This is a genomic window from Streptomyces sp. NPDC051578, assembly GCF_044454045.1.
GTDB lineage: Bacteria > Actinomycetota > Actinomycetes > Streptomycetales > Streptomycetaceae > Streptomyces.
This window is the reverse complement of sequence record NZ_JBITDH010000001.1, coordinates 1,659,948-1,682,276: the sequence shown is the minus strand read 5'-3', so window position 1 is coordinate 1,682,276 and position 22,329 is coordinate 1,659,948. Positions and strand designations below refer to the sequence as shown.

At 73.0% G+C, this 22,329-nt stretch carries 24 protein-coding genes; 14 read left to right on the top strand and 10 right to left on the bottom strand.

The annotated features are described in order from the left end of the window. Nucleotides 1–56: 56 nt before the first annotated feature. Nucleotides 57–380 carry a DivIVA domain-containing protein gene (locus ACIA6C_RS07485; RefSeq protein WP_399273549.1) on the top strand — a complete coding sequence of 108 codons (324 nt, stop codon included), beginning with the start codon at nt 57–59 and terminating at the stop codon, nt 378–380. Next, nucleotides 377–958: a DNA-3-methyladenine glycosylase I gene (locus ACIA6C_RS07480; protein WP_361129040.1), complete on the top strand. Its 582-nt coding sequence runs from the start codon at nt 377–379 to the stop codon at nt 956–958. The genes ACIA6C_RS07485 and ACIA6C_RS07480 overlap by 4 nt, the downstream gene beginning before the upstream one ends. Nucleotides 959–1,031: 73 nt before the next feature. Here ACIA6C_RS07480 and ACIA6C_RS07475 read toward each other — a convergent pair whose 3' ends face one another. Then, nucleotides 1,032–1,835: an enoyl-CoA hydratase/isomerase family protein gene (locus ACIA6C_RS07475; protein ID WP_399273547.1), complete on the bottom strand. Its 804-nt coding sequence runs from the start codon at nt 1,833–1,835 to the stop codon at nt 1,032–1,034. A 331-nt stretch (nt 1,836–2,166) separates the two neighbouring features. Between ACIA6C_RS07475 and ACIA6C_RS07470 the strand changes: the two genes are divergently transcribed. Next, nucleotides 2,167–2,334: a DUF3117 domain-containing protein gene (locus ACIA6C_RS07470; RefSeq protein ID WP_003966491.1), complete on the top strand. Its 168-nt coding sequence runs from the start codon at nt 2,167–2,169 to the stop codon at nt 2,332–2,334. A 102-nt stretch (nt 2,335–2,436) separates the two neighbouring features. Here the strand turns inward: ACIA6C_RS07470 and ACIA6C_RS07465 are convergent, their stop codons facing one another. Beyond that, nucleotides 2,437–3,099 carry a class I SAM-dependent methyltransferase gene (locus ACIA6C_RS07465; RefSeq protein ID WP_329198019.1) on the bottom strand — a complete coding sequence of 221 codons (663 nt, stop codon included), beginning with the start codon at nt 3,097–3,099 and terminating at the stop codon, nt 2,437–2,439. 189 nt (nt 3,100–3,288) lie between these two features. Between ACIA6C_RS07465 and sigE the strand changes: the two genes are divergently transcribed. The 5 genes from sigE to ACIA6C_RS07440 all read left to right on the top strand — a co-directional run bounded on the left by sigE (nt 3,289) and on the right by ACIA6C_RS07440 (nt 7,657). Continuing rightward, complete coding sequence (gene sigE, locus ACIA6C_RS07460; protein WP_361129034.1) at nt 3,289–4,068, top strand: RNA polymerase sigma factor SigE; 780 nt, start codon at nt 3,289–3,291, stop codon at nt 4,066–4,068. Then, complete coding sequence (locus ACIA6C_RS07455; RefSeq protein ID WP_399273544.1) at nt 4,065–4,703, top strand: anti-sigma factor family protein; 639 nt, start codon at nt 4,065–4,067, stop codon at nt 4,701–4,703. Before sigE ends, ACIA6C_RS07455 begins: the two co-directional genes overlap by 4 nt. A gap of 111 nt (nt 4,704–4,814) precedes the next feature. Beyond that, nucleotides 4,815–6,176 carry a trypsin-like peptidase domain-containing protein gene (locus tag ACIA6C_RS07450; RefSeq protein WP_399273542.1) on the top strand — a complete coding sequence of 454 codons (1,362 nt, stop codon included), beginning with the start codon at nt 4,815–4,817 and terminating at the stop codon, nt 6,174–6,176. Nucleotides 6,177–6,326: 150 nt separating this feature from the next. Continuing rightward, nucleotides 6,327–6,776: a sec-independent translocase gene (locus ACIA6C_RS07445; RefSeq protein WP_399273540.1), complete on the top strand. Its 450-nt coding sequence runs from the start codon at nt 6,327–6,329 to the stop codon at nt 6,774–6,776. Between the two features lie 146 nt (nt 6,777–6,922). Next, entirely contained in the window at nt 6,923–7,657 is a 735-nt protein-coding gene (locus tag ACIA6C_RS07440) for a hypothetical protein (protein ID WP_361129026.1), read from the top strand. A gap of 128 nt (nt 7,658–7,785) precedes the next feature. Here the strand turns inward: ACIA6C_RS07440 and ACIA6C_RS07435 are convergent, their stop codons facing one another. The 3 genes from ACIA6C_RS07435 to ACIA6C_RS07425 all read right to left on the bottom strand — a co-directional run bounded on the left by ACIA6C_RS07435 (nt 7,786) and on the right by ACIA6C_RS07425 (nt 10,945). Beyond that, complete coding sequence (locus tag ACIA6C_RS07435) at nt 7,786–8,901, bottom strand: P-loop NTPase (protein ID WP_361129808.1); 1,116 nt, start codon at nt 8,899–8,901, stop codon at nt 7,786–7,788. An 87-nt stretch (nt 8,902–8,988) separates the two neighbouring features. Continuing rightward, nucleotides 8,989–9,540 (bottom strand): DUF1003 domain-containing protein, encoded by a 552-nt coding sequence (locus tag ACIA6C_RS07430; RefSeq protein ID WP_229873538.1) that lies wholly within the window; start codon nt 9,538–9,540, stop codon nt 8,989–8,991. A 133-nt stretch (nt 9,541–9,673) separates the two neighbouring features. Further along, complete coding sequence (locus ACIA6C_RS07425) at nt 9,674–10,945, bottom strand: magnesium transporter MgtE N-terminal domain-containing protein (RefSeq protein WP_361129023.1); 1,272 nt, start codon at nt 10,943–10,945, stop codon at nt 9,674–9,676. Nucleotides 10,946–11,157: 212 nt separating this feature from the next. Here ACIA6C_RS07425 and ACIA6C_RS07420 point away from each other — a divergent pair, with 212 nt between their 5' ends. Next, nucleotides 11,158–11,952: a hypothetical protein gene (locus ACIA6C_RS07420; RefSeq protein WP_399273538.1), complete on the top strand. Its 795-nt coding sequence runs from the start codon at nt 11,158–11,160 to the stop codon at nt 11,950–11,952. A 117-nt stretch (nt 11,953–12,069) separates the two neighbouring features. On the opposite strand, the gene ACIA6C_RS07415 is transcribed toward ACIA6C_RS07420, so the two are convergent. Together ACIA6C_RS07415 and ACIA6C_RS07410 are read right to left on the bottom strand one after the other, a co-directional pair. After that, nucleotides 12,070–12,582 (bottom strand): hypothetical protein, encoded by a 513-nt coding sequence (locus ACIA6C_RS07415; protein WP_399273536.1) that lies wholly within the window; start codon nt 12,580–12,582, stop codon nt 12,070–12,072. Nucleotides 12,583–12,613: 31 nt separating this feature from the next. After that, entirely contained in the window at nt 12,614–13,738 is a 1,125-nt protein-coding gene (locus tag ACIA6C_RS07410) for a magnesium and cobalt transport protein CorA (RefSeq protein ID WP_399273534.1), read from the bottom strand. 408 nt (nt 13,739–14,146) lie between these two features. Here ACIA6C_RS07410 and ACIA6C_RS07405 point away from each other — a divergent pair, with 408 nt between their 5' ends. The 4 genes from ACIA6C_RS07405 to ACIA6C_RS07390 all read left to right on the top strand — a co-directional run bounded on the left by ACIA6C_RS07405 (nt 14,147) and on the right by ACIA6C_RS07390 (nt 17,628). Next, nucleotides 14,147–14,731: a suppressor of fused domain protein gene (locus ACIA6C_RS07405; protein WP_190183294.1), complete on the top strand. Its 585-nt coding sequence runs from the start codon at nt 14,147–14,149 to the stop codon at nt 14,729–14,731. 88 nt (nt 14,732–14,819) lie between these two features. Beyond that, a complete protein-coding gene (locus ACIA6C_RS07400; protein ID WP_329198040.1) occupies nt 14,820–15,461 on the top strand; it encodes a DUF6758 family protein in 642 nt (213 codons plus the stop codon). A 637-nt stretch (nt 15,462–16,098) separates the two neighbouring features. Beyond that, entirely contained in the window at nt 16,099–16,968 is an 870-nt protein-coding gene (locus tag ACIA6C_RS07395; RefSeq protein ID WP_399273531.1) for a PHP domain-containing protein, read from the top strand. 57 nt (nt 16,969–17,025) lie between these two features. Further along, nucleotides 17,026–17,628, top strand: a complete 603-nt coding sequence (locus tag ACIA6C_RS07390; RefSeq protein ID WP_399273529.1) for a MarC family protein — start codon at nt 17,026–17,028, stop codon at nt 17,626–17,628. A gap of 110 nt (nt 17,629–17,738) precedes the next feature. On the opposite strand, the gene ACIA6C_RS07385 is transcribed toward ACIA6C_RS07390, so the two are convergent. From ACIA6C_RS07385 to ACIA6C_RS07375, 3 genes are all read right to left on the bottom strand, one after another. Next, the gene (locus tag ACIA6C_RS07385) at nt 17,739–17,891 is read right to left on the bottom strand and encodes a hypothetical protein (protein ID WP_168714059.1); all 153 of its coding nucleotides are present in this window, start codon (nt 17,889–17,891) and stop codon (nt 17,739–17,741) included. Nucleotides 17,892–17,982: 91 nt separating this feature from the next. Next, on the bottom strand, nt 17,983–18,855 hold the full coding sequence (locus ACIA6C_RS07380; protein ID WP_399273527.1) for an alpha/beta fold hydrolase: 873 nt from the start codon (nt 18,853–18,855) through the stop codon (nt 17,983–17,985). 97 nt (nt 18,856–18,952) lie between these two features. Then, nucleotides 18,953–21,058 carry a DEAD/DEAH box helicase gene (locus tag ACIA6C_RS07375; protein WP_399273525.1) on the bottom strand — a complete coding sequence of 702 codons (2,106 nt, stop codon included), beginning with the start codon at nt 21,056–21,058 and terminating at the stop codon, nt 18,953–18,955. Nucleotides 21,059–21,513: 455 nt separating this feature from the next. On the opposite strand from ACIA6C_RS07375, the gene ACIA6C_RS07370 reads away from it, so the two are divergent. Beyond that, complete coding sequence (locus ACIA6C_RS07370) at nt 21,514–22,272, top strand: ferritin-like fold-containing protein (RefSeq protein ID WP_329198047.1); 759 nt, start codon at nt 21,514–21,516, stop codon at nt 22,270–22,272. The last annotated feature ends 57 nt before the right edge of the window (nt 22,273–22,329 follow it).

Here is a 22,329-nt window from a genome sequence, read left to right as displayed (position 1 = left end):
TCGCGCCTCGCCTGCGACCTTAACCTGGTGGCCGGAGTCTCTCAGGGGAGTTGATCGTGTTCTGGTTCTTGCTGATCGCGCTGGTCGTGGTCGTCGCCGCGGTCACCCTCGCGGTGGTCGGCGGAGGTTCGCAGGCCGTGCTGCCCGAGGCGGAGCCGGACCGGGTGGCCGACTCCCTGCCGGAATCCCGGCCGGTGGTACGGGCCGACATCGACGCCCTGCGGCTGCCGGTCGCGCCGCGCGGCTACCGGATGGCCGAGGTGGACGACGTACTGGACCGGCTGGCGGCCGAGCTGGCCGAGCGGGACGCGCGGATCGCGGAGCTGACCGCCGCCGTCTCGGCCCACGGCCGCGTCGACCTCACGAAGGAGGACCGGTGAGCGGCGCTCCGGCGACGGCCGGCCCGGACGGGATCCTGCGCTGCCCGTGGGCGCTGTCGGCGCCGGAGTACATCGCCTACCACGACACGGAGTGGGGCCGCCCGGTCCACGGGGACGACGCGCTGTACGAGCGGCTGTGCCTGGAGGCGTTCCAGTCGGGGCTGTCCTGGATCACGATCCTGCGGCGGCGCGAGGGCTTCCGGAAGGCCTTCGCCGACTTCCGGATCGAGGAGGTCGCGCGGTTCGACGGGAGCGACGCGGAGCGGCTGATGCTGGACGCCGGGATCATCCGCAACCGGATGAAGATCGAGGCGACGCTCGCGAACGCGAAGGTGCTCGCGCAGTGGGCGCCGGGCGAGTTGGAGGCGCTGATCTGGTCGCACGCCCCCGAGCCGGGCAAGGCGCCCAAGACGCTCGCGGACGTCCCGGCGGTGACCCCGCAGTCCACGGCGCTCGCCAAGGCGCTCAAGAAGGCGGGTATCCGCTTCGTCGGGCCGACGACGGCGTACGCACTGATGCAGGCCTGCGGCCTGGTCGACGACCACCTCGCGGCCTGCGGTTTCCGGCACGTGACGTGACGTAAGCGACCTGACCTGACCTGACCTGACCTGACCGTCCGGGCGGCCGACGGCGGCCGCCCGGACGCCCGCGTCAGCGGCCCAGGTACTTCGGGGGCTGCTTCGCGAGGAACGCCTCGACCGCGATGGCGTGGTCCGCGGAGGCGCCCGCGCGGGTCTGGAGCACGTCCTCGTGGGCCAGGGCCTCCGCCAGCGAGTGGGACGCCCCGTAGGCGAGGGACTCCTTGAGGGCCGCGTAGGCGACGGTCGGGCCCGAGGCGAGGGTCCGCGCCACCGACTCCGCCTCCGCGGCCAGCGCCTCCGACGGGACGACGCGGTTCGCGATGCCGAGCTCGTACGCCTCCTGCGCCTTGACCGAGCGCGGGAACAGCAGCAGGTCCGAGGCGCGGGAGGCGCCGATCAGCCGCGGCAGGGTCCAGGAGACGCCCGAGTCGGCGGTCAGCGCCACCCCGGCGAAGGAGGTGTTGAAGGACGCCGTGTCGGCCACGACCCGGAAGTCCGCCGCGAGCGCGAATCCGAAGCCGGCCCCCGCCGCGACCCCGTTCACGCCCGCCACCACGGGCTTGGGCATCTCCGTCAGGGCCCGCACGATCGGGTTGTAGTGCTCGGCGACCGTGCTCATCGTCAGCGAGGAGCCGCTGTCGCGGTCGGCCGCGAGGTTTCCGATGTGCTCCTTGAGGTCCTGGCCGACGCAGAAGGCCCGGTTCCCGGCCGCCGTGAGCAGGACCGCCCGTACCTGCGGATCGGCCGCGGCCGCCCGGACCGCGTCGCGCAGGGCGACCTTGGCCTCCGTGTTCATCGCGTTCATCGCGTCGGGACGGTTGATCGTGATGGTGGCGAGTCCGTCGGTCACTTCGTAGAGCACGCTGTCGGCCATGGCGGGGGTCCCCCTTCGTCGCGGGCTTGGCTACCGGCCGGTACCGGCCGGTGCAAGGGCCAGCATGGCGGACCGGGCGCGCACCGGGCATGTGATGTGCGTCAAAGAAGGAGGGGGCCGCCCGCCGGGCGCAGCGGCGAAGTATCGCAGGCGGATCCCCGAAATGAGTGGTTTTGGTCAAGCGCGTTGCACAAGCGTTCCCCGCCGATGTTGGTCATCGGGTGCTGACATGCGGGATAATGGCTGGGAAGCAATGTGTTCGATGCCGGGTACTAGGCGCCTGAATGGGGCCGTCGGCGACGATGAGCTGGTTTCAGGAAGGGGAACGAGCATGGCGGCCATGAAGCCGCGGACGGGCGACGGCCCGCTCGAGGTCACCAAGGAGGGGCGAGGCATCGTCATGCGCGTACCGCTCGAAGGCGGCGGTCGGCTCGTCGTCGAGCTGACTCCGGACGAGGCGGACGCCCTGGGTGACGCCCTGAAGAAGGTCGTCGGCTGATCCCCCGAGGACGCTGACAGGCACTTCGCCTGACGAGACTCCACACCGCCCCGGCCGCCTCGTGCGGCCGGGGCGGTGTCGTACCCGCCCACGGGCCGCGGGTCAGCGGCGGACCGCGCACAGCAGGCCGTCACCCACCGGGAGCAGCGCGGCCTCCAGGGCCGGGCTCTCGCGCACGCTGCGCAGCAGCTCGCGGACCCGGAGCACCTCCACCGGCTGGGCGGCGGAGTCGACGGTGCGGCCGTCGGAGAAGACGCCTTCGAAGCACACCAGGCCGCCCGGCCGCAGCAGCCGCAACGATTCGGCGAGGTAGTCGAGGGACTCGGTGGGGTCCCCGTCGCAGAAGACGAGGTCGTAGCCGCCGTCGGCGAGCCGCGGCAGTACGTCCAGGGCGCGGCCCGGGATGAAGCGGGCCCGGTTGCCCGCGAAGCCGGCGGCACGGAAGGCCTGGCGGGCGAACGCCTGCCGGTCCGGCTCCGGGTCGACGGTGGTCAGCACCCCGTCCGGGCGCATCCCGTACAGGAGGTGGATGCCGGAGACCCCGGTCCCGGTGCCGATCTCCGCCACCGCCTTGGCGTCGGCGGTCGCGGCCAGCAGGCGCAGCGCGGCCCCGGTGCCCGGGGAGACGGAGCGCAGCCCCGCTTCCCTGGACCGGTCGCGGGCCCATCGCAGAGCGTCGTCCTCGGCGACAAACGCGTCGGCGAACGCCCAGCTCGTCTGCCGGTTGCCGCTAATGACCCTCTCCTGTCCCCATAGTTGGCGCAACGGTGACTGTATCCGTTGACGTCGGGAACCCGCAGATGGGACCGGGCGTTGGGAGGAGTAGACGCGGGACGCATGCGGGATAGAGGGGACGGCGGAGGGCAGATCGGCAATCGGGGAGCCCGCGGACCCATAAGACTCGTGCAAAGTTACTGCAAAAATACTTATCCGGAGCTGACGGGAGGGGTGGCTATGGTAGGGGCTCCACTGGACACCACCAGAGCCGATAGGGGAGGTGCGGCTGCGCCTACGGATCGTGGAGGCGTATTCCGACGTCTCTTCTGGTCGGCAGGTGAGCCGAAATCCGTGACCGAGACTGCTGACCGCTTCCACACCGCCGACACCGCAACCACCGCGACCTTTGCCGCCGAAGCGGGACCGCAGCCGTGGACGCCTCCCTCCTGGGAGGAGATCGTCAGCACGCACAGCGCGCGGGTCTACCGCCTCGCCTACCGCCTGACGGGCAACCAGCACGACGCCGAGGACCTGACGCAGGAGGTCTTCGTCCGCGTCTTCCGCTCGCTGTCCACGTACACGCCCGGCACGTTCGAGGGCTGGCTGCACCGCATCACCACCAACCTCTTCCTGGACATGGTCCGCCGCAAGCAGCGGATCCGGTTCGACGCGCTCGCCGACGACGCCGCCGAGCGGCTGCCCAGCCGTGAGCCGTCCCCCCAGCAGGTGCTCCACGACACCCACTTCGACGCGGACGTGCAGCAGGCGCTGGACACCCTCGCGCCCGAGTTCCGCGCGGCCGTCGTGCTCTGCGACATCGAGGGCCTGTCGTACGAGGAGATCGCCGCGACGCTCGGCGTGAAGCTCGGCACCGTGCGCAGCCGTATCCACCGAGGCCGCTCGCACCTGCGCAAGGCGCTCAAGCACCGGTCTCCCGAGGCCCGCGCGGAGCAGCGCGCGCTGGCGGGCGCGGCGGTGGGCGCCCCCGGCGCCGGGGGAGAGGGCGGAACCGAGTGAGCGGAGAACGACCTTCCCCCGCCGAACAGCACCTGGGCGACCGTCTCGCCGCCCTGGTCGACGGGGAGCTGAGCCACGACGCCCGCGAGCGGGTGCTCGCGCATCTGGCGACCTGTCCCAAGTGCAAGGCCGAAGCCGACGCCCAGCGCCGGCTCAAGACCATGTTCGTGGAGAGCGCGCCCCCGCCGCTGTCCGCGGGGCTGCTCGCCCGGCTGCAGGGCCTGCCCGGTGGTGATCCCGGGGGCCCTTCCTCCGGGGCGCCGGGTGGCGGCGCCCCCACGGCGACCTTCGGGTACGTGGCTCCGGCCGCGCCGCGCGAAGCGCTCCGTATCCATGAGGTCGGCCGCGCCCACGAGCCGGGCCGCCCCAGACGCCGGTTCGCGTTCGTCGCGGCCGGCGCGGTCTCGCTCGCCGCGCTCGCGCTGGGCGGCGCCCTGCCGCTGGATCCCGTCGAGCCGGGCGGCTCGCGGGGCGAGGCTCCCGCCGCGCGGCCCGAGCCGTACGTGCCGCTGACCGACGCGGTGGTCCGCGACCGGCTCCCGAGCGCCGGTGTGCTGCCCACCTTCGCGCCCAGGGGGGTGCTGAACCCCTCCGCGCCGGTCTCGGCCCGACCGGCCGTGTCCCTGGCGCACTGACGGCGGGGCCGCAGGCGTCGGGCCGAGGGCGGACCTGGTTGAATCGGCGCCAGTGGCGCCGTCCGGCGGTGCGACAGCTTGTGGAAGTCCGCCAGCCGCGGGGGAGCGCCCATGTCCGACAGCCAGCACACCGATCCGGTCCCGGCGGCGCCCCGCTGGTGGAGCCGCCCCGAGGGCCGAGCGGAGGTGCCGGCGGCGCGCTCGGCCGAGCCGCAGCAGGCATCCGTACCGGCCGCCGGGCGGGAGCAGGCGCCCGTACCGGCCGCCGGGCGGGAGCAGGCGCCCGTACCGGCCGCCGGGCCCCGCTACGACCCGTGGGCGGCCGTCCCCTTGCAGCCGGCCGATCCGGGGCGGGCCCCCCGCCCCGGGCCGCGGATGTGGCAGCTCGTGGCCGTCGGCGTCATCACGGCGCTCCTCGCCGGAGGCATCGGCGGCTACGTCGGCGTCCTCACGGAACGCCGCGGCAACACCCGCCTCCAACTCCCGCAGGCCGCCGCCGACCACAAGGGCCGCGCCCCCGAGAGCGTGGCCGGGATCGCCGCCACCGCCCTGCCCGGCGTGGTCACCCTGCACGTCAGCAGCGCCGGCGGCAGCGGCAGTACGGGTACCGGCTTCGTACTCGACGGCGAGGGCCACATCCTCACCAACAACCACGTCGTCGCCGACGCCAAGGACATAACGGTCACTTTCAGTACGGGCGACAGTGTTCCCGCCGAACTGGTGGGCCGCGACGGCGGCTACGACCTGGCCGTGGTCAAGGTCAGCGGAGTACGGGGGCTGCGCCCACTGGCCCTCGGCAACTCCGAGAGCGTGCGGGTCGGCGACCCGGTGGTGGCCATCGGCGCGCCGTTCGACCTCTCCAACACCGTCACCGCCGGGATCATCAGCGCCACCGGGCGCCCCATCACCGCCGGCGGAGACAAGGGCGACGGCAGCGACGTCAGCTACGTCGACGCCCTCCAGACGGACGCCCCCATCAACCCCGGGAACTCCGGCGGCCCGCTCCTGGACTCGCAGGCCCACGTGATCGGCATCAACAGCGCCATCCGCGGCGCGGACAAGGCCCAGGACGGGGACGAGGGCGCCCGCCAGAGCGGCAGCATCGGCCTCGGCTTCGCCATCCCCGTCAACCAGGGCAAGCGGGTGGCCGAGGAACTGATCCGCACCGGCCGCGCCACGCACCCCGTCATCGGCGTCACCCTGGACATGCAGTACACCGGCGACGGAGCGCGGGTCGGGACCAAGGGCGAGGACGGCAAGCCGTCGGTCGTCGCGGGCGGCCCGGGCGCCCGGGCCGGGATCAAGGCGGGCGACGTGATCACCAAGGTGGACGGACAGCGCGTGCACGGCGGTGACGAGCTGATCATCAAGATCCGCGCCCACCGCCCCGGTGACGCGCTGGGCCTCACGGTGCTGCGCGCGGGCCAGGAGCACACGCTGGAGGTGGTCCTCGGCTCGTCCGCCGGATCGTGACCGCCGGGGCGCCGGGACACGGCGCACGGGGCCGAAAGCAGGACCCGGGGGGCCGCCCGACGCGATCGGGGGCCTCCTGACGTAGGGGCATCGGGGCGGGGCCGGGTACCGTTGTGGGGCCGGACGTGGAAAGAGCCGAGGAGCGGCAAGGTGTTCAACGACATAGGCGCACTCGAAGTGGTCACGATCGTGGTGCTCGCCATCCTCGTCTTCGGCCCGGACAAGCTGCCGAAGGTGATCCAGGACGTCAGCGGGGTCATCCGCAAGATCCGGTCGTTCTCGGACAGCGCCAAGCAGGACATCCGCTCCGAACTGGGCCCGGAGTTCAAGGACTTCGAGTTCGAGGACCTCAACCCCAAGACCTTCATCCGCAAGCATCTGGCGGAGAACGAGGACCTCCGGGAGATCCGCACCAGCTTCGACCTCCGCAAGGAGCTGAGCGAGGTCACGGACGCCGTCAACGGCAAGGACACGCAGCCCGGCCCGGCCGCCTCCGCGGCCGCCGCCACGCCCGTCGCCGGCACCGGTCCGGACCTGCTCAAGAAGCCCGCCGCGCCCGCCGCCGAACAGCGCACGCCTTTCGACGCCGACGCCACGTAGGCCGTGCCGGGCCACTGCCTGCCCGGTGATCCGGGACCGGATGGCTATTCTCTCCATCTGTCCGGACGCAGGGCACCCGAGGATGGGATCCCCCCGCGAAGCGAGGGGAGGGCCGTTCCGGACCCCACGGAACGAGAGGCGCCCAGATGGAGACGACCAGCAGCCGCGTAGGGGCACAGCCCGCGGAAGCCACCGCCGAGGCCCCCGCCGCCGCACCACAACCCACCCCGGAGCCCGAGCGGCCCCCCGCACCGCAGTCCCAGGAGCAGCCCGCGCCCCAGCCGGCGGCCCGCCGGGCGGTCGACGGCTACCTGAGGGCCGACTTCCCCTGGTACGGGCTGGACGGGGCCTTCACCGGCCCCCGCTGGCTCATGCAGGTGGGGGCGGCCGCCGACGGCACCGTCGAACACGGCTCCACCGGCCACGGGGACGAGCCCTCCGCCCGGGGCGAGATCGCCACCGGAGAGAAGGAACGCTTCGCGGTGGTGATCACCGTGGCGAGCAACCCCCTGCGCCGCAGCGGCGACGGCACCGGCGTCCTGGAGGCCACCTCGGTCGCCTCCGCCGCCTGGCTGGCCGGCTCGGGCCTGCTCGCGTACAGCTGGCCCGGCCAGATGGACCACACCCTGCGCAACGACTGGCTCGACCAGCAGACCGAAGCGGCCTGGGAACTCGCCGACGACCTCGACGGCGCCGACTGGTCGACGCTGTCGCTGCCGGTCGACGGGGAGCCGACCACCTTCCACTACCGCGAGTCCGAATTCGGCTGGGTGCTCGCCGGCTCTACCAGGGCGGGCGTGCACCTGGGCGCGTACGGGCGCGGGATGAGCGCGTACGGCCTCGGCTTCTCGGCCATCTCCGACCTCGGCGCGTACGCGTAGCCGCGCGGAAGACGAGCGGAAGACGAGCGGCACCGCGGACCGGAGTCCGCGGTGCCGCGTCCACACGTCTCACCGCCTCAAGGCCCCACTGCTTCGGGCCTTACGGCATACGGCCTCGCGGCCCCGCCTCAGAACTTGTTGCGCGGCGTGATCCCCAGCGACATGCCCGACAGGCCGCGGGCGCGCCCGCCCAGCTTCCCGGCGATCGCGCGCAGCGCCGCACCCGCCGGCGAGTCGGGGTCGGACAGGACGACGGGCTTGCCGTCGTCGCCGCCCTCGCGCAGCCGCACGTCGATCGGGATGGTGCCCAGCACCGGCACGCTCGCGCCGACCGTCTTCGTGAGGCCGTCGGCCACCTTCTGGCCGCCGCCGGAGCCGAACACGTCGACCATCTCGTCGCAGTGCGGGCAGGGCAGGCCCGACATGTTCTCGACGACACCGACGATCTTCTGGTGGGTCTGCACGGCGATCGAGCCGGCCCGCTCGGCGACCTCGGCCGCGGCCTGCTGCGGCGTGGTCACGACCAGGATCTCGGCGTTCGGCACCAGCTGCGCCACGGAGATCGCGATGTCACCCGTGCCCGGCGGCAGGTCGAGCAGCAGGACGTCCAGGTCGCCCCAGAAGACGTCCGCGAGGAACTGCTGGAGCGCCCGGTGCAGCATCGGACCGCGCCAGACGACCGGCGCGTTGCCCGGGGTGAACATGCCGATGGAGATGACCTTCACGCCGTGCGCCGACGGCGGCATGATCATGTTCTCGACCTGGGTGGGCCGGCCGTCCACGCCCAGCATGCGCGGCACGCTGTGGCCGTAGATGTCCGCGTCCACGACGCCGACCTTGAGGCCGTCCGCAGCCATCGCCGCGGCCAGGTTGACGGTGACGGAGGACTTGCCGACGCCGCCCTTGCCGGACGCGACCGCGTACACGCGGGTCAGCGAACCCGGCTTGGCGAAGGGCACCTCCCGCTCGGCGGTGCCGCCGCGCAGGGTGGCGGCGAGGTCCTTGCGCTGCTCGTCGCTCATCACGTCGAGGGTGACCGCGACGGAGGTGACGCCCTCGACGCGCTCGACGGCCTCGGTGACGTTCTTGGTGATGGTCTCGCGCATGGGACAGCCCGACACCGTCAGGTAGACCGTGACCGCGACCGCGCCGCCGTCGCCGATCTCCACCGATTTGACCATGCCGAGGTCGGTGATCGGCTTGTGGATCTCGGGGTCGTTCACCGTCGCCAGCGCGTCCAGGATCGCGTCCTGCCCAGGCGCAGCGGCGGAGCTTGTGTCGGTAGCCATGCCCCGATGGTACGGCTCGGTAGCACGCCGCCGGTAAGCCCGTCAGCGGTCGCCTTCGTCACGTTCGGGCGGGAGCAGCCGCCGCTCGTCCATCTCCTTGATCAGGTCCTGGAACTCCGAGCGGATCCAGTCGCGCGTCGCGACCTCGCCGAGGCCCATCCGCAGCGAGGCGATCTCGCGCGTCAGGTACTCCGTGTCGGCGATGGAGCGCTCGTTCTGTTTGCGGTCCTGCTCCAGGTTGACCCGGTCCCGGTCGTCCTGCCGGTTCTGCGCGAGCAGGATCAGCGGGGCCGCGTACGAGGCCTGGAGGGAGAGCATCAGCGTCAGGAAGATGAAGGGGTACTTGTCGAAGCGCAGGTGGTCCGGCGCGAAGACGTTCCACAGCACCCAGGCGATGATGACGATCGTCATCCAGACGATGAAGCGGCCCGTGCCGAGGAACCGGGCGACCCGCTCCGAGAGCCGCCCGAACGCCTCCGGGTCGTACACGGGCAGCAGCCGCCGCCGGTCGCTGCGCGGCTGGTCCAGCCGCGCCCGCGGTGAGCGCGTCAGCGCGCTCGCCCCGGTCGCGGATGCGGCCGTCTTGGCCCGCAGCCGCTCGGTGATCTCTTCCTCCCGCCCCGTCAGGCCCTGTTCGCGCGCGTACTCGCGGGCGTGCTCGCGCGCCAGCTCGCGCCGCACGCGCGTCTGCTCACGGCGCCGTTCGCGCGCCGGGTCACGCCGCCGTTCAGTGCCCACGTACGGCCTCCTCGGAGTGGAAGTCCGTCTCCCGCCAGTCGTCCGGCAGCAGGTGGTCGAGCACGTCGTCCACGGTCACCGCGCCCAGCAGCGAGCCGCTCTCGTCCACCACGGGCACCGCGACCATGTTGTACGCGGCCAGGTAGCTGGTGACCACCGGCAGCGAGGCGTCCGGCCGCAGCGGCGGCAGGTCCGTGTCCACGATCGAGCTGATCAGGGTGAACGGCGGATCGCGCAGCAGCCGCTGGAAGTGCACCGTCCCCAGGTACTTGCCCGTCGGCGTCTCGTCCGGCGGCCGGCACACGTACACCTGCGCCGCCAGCGCGGGGGAGAGGTCCGACTGCCGGACCCGGGCCAGCGCGTCCGCGACCGTCGCGTCCGGGCGGAGCACGATCGGCTCCGTGGTCATCAGACCGCCCGCCGTGCGCTCCTCGTACGACATCAGGCGCCGCACGTCCGCCGCGTCGTCCGGCTTCATGAGCGTCAGCAGCCGCTCCTTGTCGTCCTCGGGGAGCTCGGACAGCAGGTCCGCCGCGTCGTCCGGGTCCATCGCCTCCAGGACGTCGGCCGCCCGCTCCTCCTTGAGCTTGCCGAGGATCTCCACCTGCTCGTCCTCCGGCAGCTCCTCCATGACATCGGCGAGCCGGTCGTCGTCCAGGGCGCTGGCCACCTCGGCGCGCCGCTTCGGCGTCAGGTGGTGCAGGACGTTCGCCACGTCCGCCGGGCGCATCTGCTCGAAGGTGGCGACCAGGTTCTCGGCGCCCTGACCCTCCTCCTCCAGGGAGAACCCGGTCACCGCCGACCACTCGACGGTCAGGGTCTCGCCGCGGCGGCGCAGCGCGCCGCTCTTGCCCTTGCGGACGAAGATGCGGTCGATCTCCCAGTCGCGGCGGGCCGGCAGCTGCTGGATGGCCACGTCCAGGACGGTGACCTCCTCGCCGGTCGACACCAGCTTCACCCGGCGGTCCAGCAGCTCGCCGAGGATCAGCCGCTCGGTGGGGCGCTGCTCGAAGCGCCGCATGTTGACGACCCCGGTCGTGATGACCTGCCCGGACTCCACGCCCGTCACCCGGGTCATGGGCAGGAAGATCCGCCGTCGGCTGACCACCTCGACCACCAGGCCCAGCAGCCGCGGGGGCCGCCCGCCGACGCGCAGCATGGCGACGAGGTCGCGCACCCGGCCCACCTGGTCGCCGTTGGGGTCGAAGACGGGCACCCCCGACAGATGCGAAACGAAGATCCGCGGGGCGCCAGCAGCCATCCGAGCGCCTCCTAGAACGAGTACCGACCGTCGATCAACAGTCCTGCCGAGCCTCAGGCTAGCCCGTGGGCCCGGAAGGCGTCCTGGTGGGGCCGTCGGACGGCGTCCGTACGGGGCCGGGCGGCCGGGGTGGCGCCCGCGGGCGCGGCCGTCGCGGGAGGGGCGGGTACGCTGCCTGCTGCCCCAGACGACCGACCGGGAGGCACCCGCACGTGACCGCCTACTTCCCCGCCGCGCGCCTGCGCCGGGCCGCCTTCATCGGCGCGCTGTGCGCGGGCCTCACCGTCACCGTCACGGGCTGCGGCGGCAGCGAGGACCCCGACAAGGGCACCAACGGCGTCGGCAAGCTGCCCGCCGACCAGATCGAGGCGAAGGCGAAGGCGGCGGCCACAGCGGCGAGCTCGGTGCACCTGTCGGGCTCGGTGGTCACCGGCGGCAAGACCTTCACCCTCGACATGCGCCTCAAGGGCGACGGCGGTTCCGGCGAGGTCAAGTCCCAGCAGGACACCTTCCAGGTGCTGCGCATCGGCGAGCAGCTGTACTTGAAGGCGAACGCCGCCTTCTGGGGGAAGTCCGACTCGGCCGGGAAGCTCGGCGACAAGTTCGTGAAGGTGCCCCAGAGCGACCCCACGTACAAGCAGTTCCGCGGCTTCACCGACATGCACGTCCTGCTCGACGGGCTCCTCGGCCTCGACGGCAAGCTCACCAAAGCCCCCTACGGCAAGGTCGGGCACGGCCGCGTGGTGCCGGTCCTCGCGGCGGGCGGCAAGGGCGGGCGGCTCTCGGTGTCCCTGGAGGGGACCCCGTACCCGCTCCTCATGGAACGCGCGGGCGGCGCCGGGCGGGTGGAACTCGCGGAGTGGGGCCAGAGCTTCCAGCTGAGCGCGCCCGCGCAGGACCAGACGGTGGATTACGGTTCCCAGCTGCCCACCACCAAGGACGCGAGCGGCGCCACGCCCGCACCGGGCAAGAGCTCCGGTCAGGGCTCCGACCCCACTGGGGGCTGACCCGCCGAGCCCGGGCCGTCCGCCCCGCGACCGGCAGCCGTGCCCCGGCGACCCGCCCCGCGACCCGGCAGTCGCGCCCCGGCCCCGCGTCTCCGGCCGGCCCGGAAGGGCGTGCTCCTAGCGGGCCGCCCTCTTCCGCTTGAGCAGGAGCTTCGGCAGCCCGGCCGGGATCTCCCGGCGTGTGATCGCCGGGGTGGGCAGCGGGGGCGCGGCCAGCGACCCGCCCGGCAGGGCGTCCCGTACCGCTGCCGGCTCCAGCCGCAGCAGCCGGCACTCCCGCGCCCACCGCTCCGTCATCCGCTCGGCGTCAGGCGCGTTCAGCCGCTTGCCCTTGAGCTCCGCGACCGCCGCCTGCCACGCCTCGCCGCCCGGAGCGAGCTCCCGGACCGTGGCCGTCCAAGCGACCAGCCGGCCGCCCTTGTCCTTGCTGCGCACCGTCACCTCGGCGGAACCGCCGTCCGCGAGCCCCGGGAACGGCTGCTCGCCGGGGCCGTCGCCCACGACGTGGGCGGCGCCGTCCACCCAGGCGTGCCACAGGGCCCGGTCGGCCCCGGAGCCCCGGACCCAGATGAGCCCGGACTTCTTGGTGGCCTCCTCGACGAGGGCCAGGTCGAGCGCGCTGAGAGTCATGCGCACAGGGTAGCCAGGCCCGCGGGGGCCGCTACAGCCAGCCGTTGCGGCGCAGGGCGCGGTGGATGGTGAGGCAGGCCCCCGCGATGGCGGTCATCACCATCGGATAGCCGTAGCGCCAGTGCAGCTCCGGCATGTGCTCGAAGTTCATCCCGTACACGCCGCAGATCATCGTCGGCACCGCGATGATCGCCGCCCACGAGGTGATCTTGCGCATGTCCTCGTTCTGCGCGACCGACGCCTGCGCGAGGCTGGCCTGGAGGATCGAGTTCAGCAGCTCGTCGAAGCCGACGACCTGCTCGTGCACCCGCGCCAGGTGGTCGGCGACGTCGCGGAAGTACTTCTGGATGCCGGGGTCCACCAGCCGCATCGGGCGCTCGCTGAGCAGTTCCATCGGCCGCAGCAGCGGGGAGACCGCCCGCTTGAACTCCAGCACCTCGCGCTTGAGCTGGTAGATGCGGCCCGCGTCGCCGCCGCGGCCGCTGCCCTTGGCGGGCGCCGCGAAGACCGCGCTCTCCACCTCGTCGATGTCGTCCTGCACGGCCGCCGCGACCGCGATGTAGCCGTCGACGACGTGGTCGGCGAGGGAGTGCAGCACCGCCGAAGGGCCCCGGGCCAGCAGTTCGGTGTCGTCCTGGAGGCGGTGGCGCAGGCCCCTGAGGGAGCCCTGGCCACCGTGCCGGACGGTGATGACGAAGTCCGGGCCGGTGAAGCACATCACCTCGCCGGTCTCCACGACCTCGCTGGTGGCGGTCAGTTCGGTGTGCTCGACGTAGTGGATCGTCTTGAAGACGGTGAACAGGGTGTCGTCGTAGCGCTCCAGCTTCGGCCGCTGGTGCGCGTGCACGGCGTCCTCCACGGCGAGCGGGTGCAGCCCGAAGGTGGCGGCGATCCCGGCGAACTCCGCCTCGGTGGGCTCGTGCAGGCCGATCCAGGCGAAGCCGCCGTCCTCGCGGACCCGGCGGATCGCCTCACGGGGCGTCAGGCACGCCGTGCCGGGCTCGCGCGGTTCGCGCCGTCCGTCACGGTAGACGGCGCAGTCGACCACCGCGCTGCTCGCGGACGGGTCACGGGTGGTGTCGTAGCCGGGCTGTGCGGGAGTGGACCGGCGCAGGGCCGGACGGACGGCGGCACGGAGGTAGGGCAGCATCGACATGGCAGGCTCCTTCGCGCGCACGGCTGCGGACCGTACGGGTGGGAGGCCCTCCGTAGCTGCGCACGGGCAGTCAGCCCCGGGCAGACGGAGGGAAACAGGACGGAGAGGACAAACGTTCTGCCGTCGCTCTTCTACTGACCTTCCGGCGCCCGGAAGGTCACCGGGGGAAGATCACAGGGGGCGCGGAACGCCCGGCATAGAAGTGGAAGAGCGATTGGTACTGCACGATCGACTTCGATCCATCGCAGCCCCACCTCCTCCGGCCGGTCCCCCGTGAGGGACGTCCTGTCGCCCGGACCCTGGAAACAACGCGTCTGCGTGCGGTCCCGACCAGCTGTCAACACTATCAGCCGACGGATGGTCAGGACCGCGCCTTTACCCGCCGGATACGAGTTCTATGCTCGCTCCATGGCAGAAATTCTCGCCCTTGTGGAGGCCCGGCTGCGCACCGCGTTCGGCGAACCCGACGCCCGCGCCGCCGTCACCTTCCTCGGCACCGACCGCATCGAGGTACTCCGTTTCGCCGAGGGCGACCTCGTGCGGTACGCGACCCTCGGCATGTCCGCGCACCCGATGACCGACCCGACCGCCGTGGTCGCCGACCCGCTGCGCGGCCCGCGCGCCGAGCTGGTGCTGACCGTGCGGGCGGGGCTGGCGCCCACCGACAAGCTGCTGCGCCCGCTCGCCGTGCTGGCCGCGTCCCCGATGGTCGAGGGGCTGGTCGTGGCGCCCGGCGCCTCGCTGGACGTGGGCGAACCACTGTGGGAGGGCGCGCCGTTCAGCTCGGTCCTGGTCGCCGAACCGGGCGGGCTGGTGGAGGACCTCGTACTGGACGAACCGCTGGAGCCGGTGCGGTTCCTGCCGCTGCTCCCGATGACGGCCAACGAGGCCGCCTGGAAGCGGGTGCACGGCGCGGCCGCCCTCCAGGAACGCTGGCTCGCGCGCGGCACGGATCTGCGGGATCCTCTGCGTACGGCCGTCGCACTGGACTGAGCTCCCGCCGCCCGGGGTACGGATGGATGGCATCCGGACGGGTGAGCGTGCCTTGACGGGGCGCCGGGCGGGGAGGAGCGTGCTTCTTATGAGGGGCGAACCGAGTTGCCCGAAGTGCGGTGGCCGGGTCCGAGCGCCCGGTCTTTTCGCCGACTCCTGGCAGTGCGCGGTGCACGGCGCCGTCCATCCCCTACAGCCTGTGATTCCGCCCAGCGTCGAAGGCCTGGGCGTCATAGTGCACCGGGCGCACGTACCGGTGTGGATGCCGTGGCCCCTGCCGGTGGGGTGGCTGTTCACCGGCGTCGCCGCCGCGGGGGACGACCGCAGCGGGGGCCGCGCCACCGCCGTCGCCTGCTCGGGTCCCGGGCCGCTCGGCGGAATGGGGGAGCTGGTGCTCGTCGCCGAGGAACTCGGGGTCGGCCTCGGCGCGCGGTACGCCGGGATCGACGCACCCGACCCCGGCCCCTACATGGACGTCTCCGCGCCGCCGCACGCCAAGGTCGTCGCGGCCGGCCGGCCGACCCCGCTGTGGCACGTCAAGGGTGCCCCCGACGACCGGGCCGTGTTCGCGGGCGAGGCGCGCGGGCTGTGGCTGTGGGCGGTGGTCTGGCCGGAGCAGACGGGTCTGCTCATGTACGACGAACTCGTCCTCACGGACCTGCGCGAGGCGGGCGCCGAGGTCGAACTGGTCCCCTGCGGCGCACTGAGCCCCCGCATCCTCTCCTCCTGACGCACCGCCCGCCCGACTCGCCCCCGGGGACTCCCCGGCACCCCCGGCCGGATGGCGCACCGGCTGCCGGTTTCCCAGGCCCGCATCGACGCTCAGGGCACGCGTGCCCCCCACGCCCACCCCCACGGGAGGCCCGCGAGAGCCAGTGGCAGGCACCACCGCGAGCGCCGACCCGGGCCCTTGGCCGACGGTCGTAGTCCGGCGCGGCCGCGCGATGCGGGAAAGCCCCAGGGTCTGCCCGGCAACTCCGGCCCGGCGTTCGTCGGGGCCAGCGGCACGCGCCAGCGCGAGCGCCGACCCCCAGCCCTTGGCCGGAGCCCGCGCGCCGGCGCGAACAGCAGGATGCCCCCGGGCCGGCCGTACGAGCGGGGCTCGGGGTCCGGGGCGGAGCCCCGGGGAACGGAGGAAGGGCGGGTAGGGGACCGCCCCGCGCAGCGGCCCACCCGCAGCCCCGGGCGGCCGGGGCCGCCCCGCCCCGGCCGCCCGGGGCCCCGCGGCAGCCGGGGGCGCCCTGCCCCGCCCCGGCGGCCCGGCAGCCGACACCCGCCCCGTCCCGCGTTCGCGCACGTCAAGGCCCGGCCAGGGGCGGGGGTACCCTTGAGTGTCCCCCGTACGTCCCGAACCCTGGAGCTTGGCTGTGCGCATCGACCTGCACGCCCACTCCACGGCTTCGGACGGCACCGACACCCCCGCCGAGCTGGTGCGGAACGCGGCCGCCGCCGGGCTGGACGTCGTCGCGCTGACCGACCACGACACCGTCGGCGGGTACGCCGAGGCCATCGCGGCCCTGCCACAGGGGCTCACCCTCGTCACCGGCGCCGAGCTCAGCTGCCGGCTCGACGGCACCGGGGTGCACATGCTCGCCTACCTCTTCGACCCCGAAGAGCCCGAGCTGCACGCCGAGCGGGAGTTGGTCCACGACGACCGCACCCCCCGCGCCCAGGCCATGATCGGCAAGCTCCGGGCGCTCGGCGTGGACATCACCTGGGAGCAGGTCGCCCGGATCGCCGGCGCCGGCTCCGTGGGCCGGCCGCACATCGCCACCGCCCTCGTCGAACTCGGCGTCGTGCCCACCGTCTCCGACGCGTTCACGCCCGACTGGCTCGCCGACGGCGGCCGCGCGTACGCGGAGAAGCACGAGCTCGACCCCTTCGACGCGATCCGCCTGGTGAAGGCGGCCGGCGGGGTCACCGTCCTCGCCCACCCCGCCGCCGTCAAGCGCGGCGTCTGCGTGCCGGAGAGCGCCCTCGCCGAACTGGCGGCGGCCGGACTGGACGGCATAGAGGTCGACCACATGGACCACGACGCCGCGACGCGCGCCCGGCTGCGGGGCCTCGCGGACGACCTGGGCCTGCTGACGACCGGGTCCAGCGACTACCACGGCAGCCGCAAGACCTGCCGCCTCGGCGAGTACACCACCGACCCCGAGATCTACGGCGAGATCACGCGCCGCGCCACCGGGGCGTTCCCCGTCCCCGGTGCCGGTGGACGGCGCCACGAGGGCTGAGCCCTCGCCCCTCCCCACTCTTCTTCGCTACACCCCTCTCTCCTGCAAGGCACCACTGTGTTTGATTTCGCCGTCTTCGGATCCCTATTTCTCACGCTTTTCGTGATTATGGACCCCCCGGGGATCACGCCGATCTTCCTCGCCCTGACCTCCGGCCGCGCCGCCAAGGTGCAGCGCCGCATGGCCTGGCAGGCCGTCTGCGTGGCCTTCGGAGTCATCGCCGTGTTCGGTATCTGCGGTCAGCAGATCCTCGACTACCTGCACGTCTCCGTGCCGGCGCTGATGATCGCGGGCGGGCTGCTCCTCCTGCTCATCGCGCTGGACCTGCTCACCGGCAAGACGGACGAGCCCAAGCAGACCAAGGACGTGAACGTGGCGCTCGTGCCGCTCGGCATGCCGCTGCTGGCGGGGCCGGGTGCGATCGTCTCCGTCATCCTGGCCGTCCAGAAGGCCGGCGGCTTCGGCGGGCAGGTCTCGGTCTGGTCGGCGATCATCGCCATGCACGTCGTTCTGTGGATCACCATGCGCTACTCGCTGGTGATCATCCGAGTGATCAAGGACGGCGGCGTGGTCCTGGTGACGCGCCTCGCCGGCATGATGCTGTCGGCGATCGCCGTCCAGCAGATCATCAACGGCGTGCTCCAGGTCGTGCACGCCTGAGGCTCCGGCGGCCCGCAGCGCGCCGCCCCGCACATGCGAATGCCCCGCACCGGTCCGGTGCGGGGCATTACGTCGTCTGTCGCGTAACAGTGGGCAATCGCGCGAGCGGCTCAGTTGGACGCGGTCTCGGCCGGTCGGATCAGAATGCGCTGGCCCACAGAGGCGGCGTGCTGCACGATCCGGTTGACGGAGGCCGCGTCCACGACGGTGCTGTCCACGGCGCTTCCGTTGACATCGTCCAGGCGCAGAATCTCGAAGCGCACGGGCTTCTCCCTTCGTCAGTGTTTCTCTTGCACTGGCATAACGAAGTGTAAGCCGCAAACATTCCCTACGCTAAGGAAATTTTTTCACTCGCTAACGACCGGATGCCGTCCCTGCCGGGTCCGCACCCCAGAAGGCGGCCAATGCACCCGCCGTGACCTGCGGGTTCTCGGCATTAGGGGAGTGTTCCGCGTCCTCGACGACGACTCGCGCCGCCCTCAAGCGCCGCGCCATCTCGTCCATCAGCGGCACCGGCCAGGCGTAGTCGACCTCCCCCGACAGGACCAGCTTGCGCAGCGGCACCTGCGCCAGCTCCGCCACCCGGTCGGGTTCGGAGATCAGCACCCGCCCCGTGCCGATCAGCTGCTCGGGCACCGTCGCCAGCCACCGCTCACGCAGGAAGCCCGCCAGCTCGGGGGCGTCGGGCGTGGCGTTCGGCGGGTCCTGGGCGCGCATCGCGTCCCACACCGCCGCCATGTCGTCGCGCAGCGTCTCCAACGCCGCGATCAGCAGCTTCGTACGGGCCTGCTGGTGCTCGTTGATCGCGGCCGGCCCGCTGCTCATCAGGGTGAGGGAGGCGAAGGGCGCGGCGTCGCGCAGCACGGCCGCGCGGGAGATCAGACCGCCGAGCGAATGGCCGACGAGGTGCACCGGCCCGGTGTCCAGCGCCTGGGCCTGGGCCAGCAGGTCCCGGGCCAGCTCCTCGCACCCGTACGCGGCCTCGTCGCGCGGGCCCGGACTCTCGTGCTGGCCCCGCCCGTCGACCGCGATCACCCGGTACCCGGCGGCGGCCAGCGGCTCCAGCAGGCCGATGAAGTCCTCCTTGCTGCCCGTGAAGCCGGGGACCAGCAGGGCCGTGCCGTTCAGCGGCTCGCCCGCCTCGTGCACGGCGAACTCCCCGCGCGCGGTCCCGAGGCGGTACGCGCGGGCGACGGACGGCAGGGTCAGGCGGGGCGGCTTGCTCATGGGCCCGAGGTTACCGGCCCGTAGTGTCCGGTACAGCCCCTGGTACGCGAACGGCCCCGGTCCCCTCCGAAGAGGGGACCGGGGCCGTGGAGCGGTATTACGCCTCCGGCGTCGGCGCGACGGCCTTGCGGGTCCGCGTGCGCTTCGGCTTGGCGGGAGCCTCCTCCGCGGCGGCGCCGGCGGGCGCCTCCACGGCGGCGGCCTTGCGGGTCCGGGTGCGCTTGGGCTTGACCGGGGCCTCCTCGGCCACCGCAGCGGCCTCGGGCGCCGCCTCGGTCGCCACGGGGGCGGCCTCGGCGACCTTGCGGGTCCGGGTGCGCTTGGGCTTGACCGGGGCCTCCTCGGCCACCGCAGCGGCCTCGGGCGCCGCTTCGGTCGCCACGGGGGCGGCCTCGGCGACCTTGCGGGTCCGGGTGCGCTTCGGCTTGACCGGAGCCTCCTCCGCGACCGCGGCCGGAGCGCTGACCACGACGGCTTCGGCGACGGCCTCGGCCACCGGAGCCACGGCCTTGCGGGTCCGGGTGCGGCGGGCCGGGGCAGGCTCCACCGGCGGGGCCATCTGGAAGTCGGGCTCCGCGGCGGACGGGGCCACGGCCCGGCGGACCGGGCGGCGCGCCGGCCGGACGGGCTCGACGGCCGCAGCCATCTGGAAGTCCGGCTCCGGGGCGGCGGTGGGCGCCTCGGCGACCGGGGTCGCCGCGGCGGCGTTCGCCGAAGGCGCGGCCGCACGGGTCCGGCGCCGACGCGGCCTGCGCGGCTCATCGGCGGCCGGAGTGGCAACGGCCGGAGCCGCGGCGGCGGGGGCCGAAGCGGCGGGCGCCTCAGCGACGGGGGTCACCGCGGCGGCCGCGGCCACCGTCTCGGCGGCGCCCGTCTCGGCACCACCGCGCGTACGGCGGCGCTGGCGCGGGGTCCGCGTACGGGCCGGACGCTCCTCGGCCGGCGCGGCCGCGGCCGGGCCGCGACCGCCACGACCACCGCGGCCGCCGGTCTCGCCCAGGTCCTCCAGCTGCTCGGCCTTCAAGCCCTCCCGGGTGCGCTCGGCACGCGGCAGGACGCCCTTGGTCCCGGCCGGGATGTTCAGCTCCTCGAACAGGTGCGGGGACGTGGAGTACGTCTCGACCGGCTCGTGGAAGTCCAGCTCCAGCGCCTTGTTGATCAGCTGCCAGCGCGGGATGTCGTCCCAGTCGACCAGGGTGACGGCGATGCCCTTGTTGCCCGCGCGACCGGTACGGCCGACGCGGTGCAGGAAGGTCTTCTCGTCCTCCGGCGCCTGGTAGTTGATGACGTGGGTCACACCCTCGACGTCGATGCCGCGCGCGGCCACGTCGGTGCACACCAGCACGTCGACCTTGCCGTTGCGGAACGCCCGCAGCGCCTGCTCGCGGGCGCCCTGGCCCAGGTCGCCGTGGACGGCGCCGGAGGCGAAGCCGCGCTTCTCCAGCTGCTCGGCGATGTCGGCCGCCGTGCGCTTCGTACGGCAGAAGATCATGGCCAGGCCACGGCCCTCGGCCTGGAGGATGCGGGAGACGAGCTCCGGCTTGTCCATGTTGTGCGCACGGAAGACGTGCTGCTTGATGTTGGCGACGGTCACGCCCTCGCCCTCGGGGGAGGTGGCGCGGATGTGCGTCGGCTGCGACATGTACCGGCGGGCCAGGCCGATGACCGCGCCCGGCATGGTCGCCGAGAACAGCATGGTCTGGCGCTTCGGCGGCAGGTAGTTGATGATCTTCTCGACATCGGGCAGGAAGCCCAGGTCGAGCATCTCGTCGGCCTCGTCCAGGACGAGGGCCTTGACGTGGGACAGGTCCAGCTTGCGCTGGCCGGCCAGGTCGAGGAGACGGCCCGGGGTGCCGACGATGATGTCGACGCCCTTCTTGAGGGCCTCGACCTGCGGCTCGTACGCGCGGCCGCCGTATATGGCGAGGACGCGGACGTTACGGACCTTGCCCGCGGTCAGCAGGTCGTTGGTGACCTGCGTGCACAGCTCGCGGGTGGGAACCACCACGAGCGCCTGCGGGGCGTCGGTCAGCTGGTCGGGCCGGGCCCGGCCCGCCTCGACGTCGGCGGGGACGGTGACGCGCTCCAGCAGCGGAAGGCCGAAACCGAGCGTCTTGCCGGTTCCGGTCTTGGCCTGGCCGATGACGTCCGAGCCGGAAAGGGCTACGGGGAGGGTCATCTCCTGGATCGGGAAGGGGGTCACGATGCCGACGGCCTCAAGGGCTTCGGCGGTCTCGGGGAGGATCCCGAGTTCACGGAACGTAGTCAGGGTGCTGCCTCTTCTGTGAGACGCGGCGCGAGGCGGCGAGGGGGGTCGTACCGTGCCGGGCTTGCAGTACTACACCCACCCACGTTCGGGCGGGCCGTACAAAGCTGCGCGGGACCACTAGCCTTCGCTCAAGCGCTTCTGCCGCTGAGGGGGCCCCTCGTGCAGGCGGTACGTATGAACGTACGCACCACACAGAGGGCGGTCGGGTGGAGCCGATCGGGCCACCGACCGGGCATCCTCATTCGGATGGCCCGCCGAGTTTCCGGCAGGCGCATTACCACTGTACCCCGGAATCGCGCAGCTGTGTCGGGTGAATTCACCTGGTAGTCGCGTTTAGGTGGACTGAGCAGGTGGTTCACGGCGGGTTTCGGCGGGCTATTGTGCGGTGCATGTCGACCGTAGAAAACGCATCGCCCGCCGACGACGGCACCCCCGCGGAGGCGGCCGGAATCGCCGCCCAGGACTGGGCTACCGCCTCGGCCTCACCGCAGTACCGGGCAGCCGTCGTGGACCTGCTCGGCGCGCTCGCGTACGGAGAACTCGCGGCGTTCGAGCGCCTGGCCGAGGACGCGAAGCTCGCGCCCACGCTTTCCGACAAGGCCGAACTGGCCAAGATGGCCTCCGCCGAGTTCCACCACTTCGAGCGGCTCCGCGACCGGCTGTCGGCGATCGACGCCGAGCCCACCGCCGCGATGGAGCCCTTCGCCAAGGGCGTCGACGACTTCCACCGCCAGACCGCCCCTTCGGACTGGCTGGAAGGCCTGGTCAAGGCGTACGTCGGCGACTCCATCGCCAGCGACTTCTACCGCGAGGTCGCCACCCACCTGGACACCGACACCCGCGCCCTCGTGGTCGGCGTGCTCGACGACACCGGCCACGGCGGCTTCGCCGTCGAGAAGGTGCGCGCCGCGATCGAGGCCGACCCGCGCGTCGGCGGCCGGCTCGCGCTGTGGGCCCGCCGGCTGATGGGCGAGGCGCTCTCGCAGGCCCAGCGCGTGGTCGCCGAACGCGACGCGCTGTCGACCATGCTGGTCGGCGGTGTCGACGGGATGGCGGCCGGCTTCGACCTCGCGGCGGTCGGCGAGATGTTCACCCGTATCACCAAGGCCCACACCAAGCGGATGGCGGCCCTCGGCCTCGCCGCCTGAGCCGCCCGAGAACGCGCCCGGCCCCAGAGCGGGATCCCCGCCCGGGGCCGACGTGCT

Coding starts and splice junctions, on each gene's coding strand:
- ACIA6C_RS07475 (WP_399273547.1), bottom strand. CDS start 1,835: ATGGCCGACAGCGTGCTCTACGAAGTGACCGACGGACTCGCCACCATC.
- ACIA6C_RS07470 (WP_003966491.1), top strand. CDS start 2,167: ATGGCGGCCATGAAGCCGCGGACGGGCGACGGCCCGCTCGAGGTCACC.
- sigE (WP_361129034.1), top strand. CDS start 3,289: ATGGTAGGGGCTCCACTGGACACCACCAGAGCCGATAGGGGAGGTGCG.
- ACIA6C_RS07450 (WP_399273542.1), top strand. CDS start 4,815: ATGTCCGACAGCCAGCACACCGATCCGGTCCCGGCGGCGCCCCGCTGG.
- ACIA6C_RS07440 (WP_361129026.1), top strand. CDS start 6,923: ATGGAGACGACCAGCAGCCGCGTAGGGGCACAGCCCGCGGAAGCCACC.
- ACIA6C_RS07425 (WP_361129023.1), bottom strand. CDS start 10,945: ATGGCTGCTGGCGCCCCGCGGATCTTCGTTTCGCATCTGTCGGGGGTG.
- ACIA6C_RS07415 (WP_399273536.1), bottom strand. CDS start 12,582: ATGACTCTCAGCGCGCTCGACCTGGCCCTCGTCGAGGAGGCCACCAAG.
- ACIA6C_RS07410 (WP_399273534.1), bottom strand. CDS start 13,738: ATGTCGATGCTGCCCTACCTCCGTGCCGCCGTCCGTCCGGCCCTGCGC.
- ACIA6C_RS07405 (WP_190183294.1), top strand. CDS start 14,147: ATGGCAGAAATTCTCGCCCTTGTGGAGGCCCGGCTGCGCACCGCGTTC.
- ACIA6C_RS07400 (WP_329198040.1), top strand. CDS start 14,820: ATGAGGGGCGAACCGAGTTGCCCGAAGTGCGGTGGCCGGGTCCGAGCG.
- ACIA6C_RS07380 (WP_399273527.1), bottom strand. CDS start 18,855: ATGAGCAAGCCGCCCCGCCTGACCCTGCCGTCCGTCGCCCGCGCGTAC.
- ACIA6C_RS07370 (WP_329198047.1), top strand. CDS start 21,514: ATGTCGACCGTAGAAAACGCATCGCCCGCCGACGACGGCACCCCCGCG.